The organism is Pseudoalteromonas sp. SR41-8, from assembly GCF_014163915.1.
Taxonomy (GTDB): domain Bacteria; phylum Pseudomonadota; class Gammaproteobacteria; order Enterobacterales; family Alteromonadaceae; genus Pseudoalteromonas; species Pseudoalteromonas rhizosphaerae.
In genome coordinates this window covers 1-2685 of the sequence record NZ_JACJEE010000066.1, presented here as the reverse complement: position 1 = coordinate 2685, position 2685 = coordinate 1, and the positions used below count along the sequence as shown (strand labels likewise).

Here is a 2685-nt window from a genome sequence, read left to right as displayed (position 1 = left end):
CCGTGGGTGAATAATATCTATTAGATCACAGTAACCCTGTGGGTTCAAGGTCAAAAAACAATCAAGTCAATTGTGTAGAACCAGTTCCTAAAAAGAGTAATTCTACAGCCTCAACGCCCAATTAACAGGCAAAAAATAGTTGGTTAAAATAAGCGACGCAGGAGCAAAAACCAACTGTTTTACGTCCGTTTAAGCAACTTATAGTTACTCCGTTCCATTAATTAATGTATTTACCTAACTCATTAATACATGGAATATGCTTCTGTTGGTCACGAATATTTGAGCGGAAACAATCTATGTTTGTAACAAGACTTTCGGACCAGCAGGAGTTATTTGTTTCAATACGCATACTCAGGGATTGTTGTTGAGCCGACTATCTATAAGACCTGCGAGAAACACTATTTATCTCTATCTACTCTTTCACTTTACCTCTAGGAGGCCCAAAATGGAAGCCTTTAACGTCTCAGATTTTGCTGCCCTTATCGGGATCGGTTGGGCTGACCGTAAATACGATATTTGTGAAGTAAATCGCGATACAAACACACAACTTTTAAGTGTCATTTCATCTGAACCTAAGTCAATTAATGCATGGGCGCTTGAGTTAAAACACCGCTACAACGGCAGACCTGTTGCTGTCGCGTGTGAGCTTAAAAAAGGCCCACTCATATACGCTCTCAGTAAATTTAAGCACATCGTATTATTTGTGATTAATCCATCCAGTGTCGCAAAATACCGTGCAGCATTTACGCACAGTGGAGCGAAAGATGATCCTACCGATGCGATTATTCAAGTTGAAATTTTACAACTTCATATGGATAAATTAACGGTTATTAGGCCTGACTCAGAGGACGTTAGGTGTCTTGCGCAACTTGTCGAATATCGTCGTAAATTAGTACAAGAGCGTGTTGATTTAACCAATAAAATATCCACAACGCTAAAAAATTATTATCCTCATGTGATTGATTGGTTTAAAGAAAAATACACACAAATCTTTTGTGATTTCTTACTACGTTGGCCTTCTCTTGCACAAGCTAAAAAAGCACGAAAGCAAACCTTGCTCGACTTTTTTAATCAACACAACTCGCGTTACCCACTCGTGAATGAAAAACGGATAAAAGAAATAAAGGACGCTGAAATACTCACTGATGATATGGCTGTGATCACGCCCAATTTATTGCTTATTGAATGCCTTGTTCCTCAACTCAAACAGCTAATGCTCGCAATCACACGATTTGATGACGAAATTAAAACACTTTACAGGCAACATAAAGATCGCGTTATTTTTGATAGTTTACCCGGTGCGGGGCCACAATTAGCCCCTCGATTATTAGCGGCAATGGGGTCTAATCGTGACCGTTATTCGTGCGCTGCTGAGATACAAAAATACGCAGGCATTGCCCCTGTTACCGAACGCAGTGGCAAGAAGGAATGGATACATTGGCGATACTCGTGCACTACATTTTTAAGGCAAACATTTGTGGAATGGGCAGGACTCTCTGTGCGTTATTCATTCTGGGCCAAAGCCTATTATCGGCAACAAGAAGCAAAAGGAAAGCCCCATAATACCATCATCAGATCGCTTGCATTTAAGTGGATACGAATCCTATTTAGATGCTGGAAAACACACACGCCCTACGATGAATCAACTTACTTAACGGCATTGAAAAGTAAAGGGTCACCACTGTTAAAATTTGCGGTGAAAAGTGAGCTTTAGTGCTTGCTGTCCACCTCAGGGCGTGTTGTTAGCTACTGCTGAACGCTTTACATGCCTTTTTAACTATGGAGTTATAACCCCAAGTAAGAATACTATCAGTATATTCCACGCTTTCAGGAATACCCCAACTGGGATCTGTTTTCCCTAATATTTCGCCGCCTGTTTCTGTGATTGTTTTGATATGAGCAAAACCTTTATGTAATACAGAACAGGCAATTAAATCTTCTTTTGTTGGCAGTGCATCTCCAGACCAATCCAACAAGCCAGCCAAAAATGCTCTAGAGTCTGTTTTTCCATTACTACTTCTTAGTGCTAGTACAACACCAGCGGAAAACTTGTTAATACCAATTGGTACTGCCCAAAATTGCCCTTGCTCAATATAACTTGTAGATCTCGGTTGAAATGGATATTTCATACAAACCTTATTGAAGTAGCTAACGAGGCTGTAGAACAACTCGTTTTTAATTTATTTTTATTGATGCATTAACCATAGCTGAGTTCCTATTTTGATTCAATCGGTTACTTCGATTTTACGTAAAATATAAAAAGAGGATTTACTGTTTCTTTAATGGGCGTTTTGGAAGGTATGACAGGTGTTTAAGTGGCTTATTTGGAGAGGTAGCAGCTTACCTTTATTAATGCGTCCTGTTTTGCAGCTTTTCTATATTATGAACTAAGCAATACAGTTGCCATTGGGCATTCACTTTCGTTTGACCGCGTAAGGTCAATTTATTCATGCCTTTGTTAACTGTAATATTCCCGAACACCGGCTCTATACAGCCAAGTCGTTTACTGTACTGCCGTCGCCCGATTGGGCTGTCTATTTTGACCTTCATTTTGTCGATATAGCTTAGCTTTTTACGCGATTCATCATTTTTAAACTGAACTTGCCGTCCTGTTTTTATAGGTGGCTTTCGCATACATTGCTGTTGCAGTGGGCATACCTTGCAATCTTTTAAGTAACCGCAGAA

At 39.7% G+C, this 2685-nt stretch carries 3 protein-coding genes; 1 reads left to right on the top strand and 2 read right to left on the bottom strand.

The genetic code is table 11. The features are described 5' to 3' along the window. Positions 1-445 precede the first annotated feature (445 nt). Complete coding sequence (locus tag H5162_RS20965; RefSeq protein WP_182779433.1) at positions 446-1714, top strand: IS110 family transposase; 1269 nt, start codon at positions 446-448, stop codon at positions 1712-1714. A gap of 28 nt (positions 1715-1742) precedes the next feature. Here the strand turns inward: H5162_RS20965 and H5162_RS20960 are convergent, their stop codons facing one another. Further along, positions 1743-2129 carry a hypothetical protein gene (locus H5162_RS20960; protein WP_182779432.1) on the bottom strand — a complete coding sequence of 129 codons (387 nt, stop codon included), beginning with the start codon at positions 2127-2129 and terminating at the stop codon, positions 1743-1745. A gap of 220 nt (positions 2130-2349) precedes the next feature. Further along, a partial coding sequence (locus tag H5162_RS20955; protein ID WP_259398299.1) for a transposase occupies positions 2350-2685 on the bottom strand: 336 nt, incomplete at its 5' end.